Origin of the sequence: Microbacterium sp. bgisy207, assembly GCF_965345035.1 — a bacterium.
Taxonomy (GTDB): domain Bacteria; phylum Actinomycetota; class Actinomycetes; order Actinomycetales; family Microbacteriaceae; genus Microbacterium.
Genome location: NZ_CBDRMG010000029.1, coordinates 1 through 1,647 on the forward strand (window position 1 = coordinate 1; position 1,647 = coordinate 1,647).

At 66.0% G+C, this 1,647-nt stretch carries 1 protein-coding gene; it reads right to left on the bottom strand.

The annotated features are described in order from the left end of the window. Nucleotides 1–18: 18 nt before the first annotated feature. Nucleotides 19–1,533, bottom strand: a complete 1,515-nt coding sequence (locus ACSGC5_RS14875; protein WP_363499275.1) for an IS1634 family transposase — start codon at nt 1,531–1,533, stop codon at nt 19–21. Between the last annotated feature and the right edge of the window lie 114 nt (nt 1,534–1,647).

Genomic DNA, 1,647 nt, shown 5'->3' on the forward strand with positions numbered 1-1,647 from the left:
CTCCTGACTCGCGCCAAGTTAGTGCGTGACGCTCGCGGCGACGGCGTCGAGGATGGCTTGCGCCGTGTCGCCGGGTGGGGTCTTCGCTACGATCTCGTTCCCGTTGATGCTGATCGTGACGTCTCGCAGCGGTCGCAGGGTGCGGACGATCTTGCGGACGCTCGCCCCGGTGAGGTCCTGGAGATGGCGTGAGATCGCGAGGGCCGTGAACACGATCGTGAGGTGCGCGTGGATCGAGTCGGCCTCATGATGGAACATCGGTCTCGCACGGAGGTCGGTCTTCGCCATCCGGAACGATGCCTCGACCTGGAACAGTTCGTGATACGCGGCCACGATCTCATTCCCGGTGAGCCGGACCTGGGGAATGTTGGTGACGTACCCCTTCAGCCCAGCCAGTTGACGGGCCCGGTCGACGAGGACCTGATCGACGGCGGGGCGGGTGCCGGTGAGCTTGACGAACCGGTCCTTCTTGAGCGGCTTGGTCCCGTCGGCGATCTTCTGCGCCCGTTCGACCTGCTTGTCGAGGGTGTGGTTGTCGCGCCGGTCACGCTTGGCCGAGTAGTGATAGACCACCCGCCGCTGTCTGGCGTTCTCCCGGACGCCCATGATCCGCTTCGACTCCATGGTCTCGCCGTCGTGGAGGACGCCGCCGTGCGCGTCGAAGTGCTCGGCCAGGTCGTAAGGGGCCTTGCTGATTCGGGAGCCGACGATGAACGAGAACCCGGCGTCCTCGATCTGGTTCAGGTTCGACGCGGACAGCATGCCGGCGTCGGCGACGACCACGACGTCGTCGACTGCGTGTCGGTCTTGGAACGCGCGGAGCACGGGCAACAGCGTGAGCGTCTCGCCGGTGTTTCCGGGGAACTCATGAACCTCAAGCGGGAACCCGTCCGGGGTGACCAGCATCCCCACCAGGATCTGCGGGTCGACGCGGCGCTCCTTGCTCATCCCCACCTTCCGCAGCGCGTCCTCGTCCTCGGCCTCGAAGTAGAGCGTGGTCACGTCGTAGAGCACCAGCTTCACGTGCCCATGTCGGGTCGCATGCGCATACGCAGCGGTCGCGAGCTTGTCCCGCCAATCGTGTTCAACACATCTCGCGAGGGTCCGCCAGATCGTCCGCAGCCCGGGCGCCGGCACCCCGAGCTCGCCGAGCACCCGGATCGTGTCAGCCTTGCTCGTCGGCTCGACCACGCGAGCGAGGACCAGCTTCATGAACACGTCGTCATCGACAGCGGCATCGAAACCGAGCCGCCGATACGCGGCCTCCAGCACGTCCCACAGCACCCGCGAACGAGATCCCGTCACGGTCGGCGCCGCCCCGGTCGGCGCAGTCGGTGTCAGCGCGTCCAGATCGAACGTCTGCTGCCCGGCATGGATCTTGCTCTTCGCAACCGCCACCAACGCCGCAAGCTGCGCGTCGTCATGCGCCGAGCCGATGTGCTCGAGGATCGTCTGCACTCCGCGACGAGTATGCGCGATCTGCACCGCCGTGGCCCCGGAACGCGTCTTCACCTTCCGGACGAACAACCCCATCGAGGGAGTCTAAATCGCCGCCGTTAGTGCGTAACCCGCCGACCCCGAACCCCGGAAAATCAGGGCAGAACGACCAACGACCGCCGAATCAGCGCTCAAGTGGCACGAGTCAGG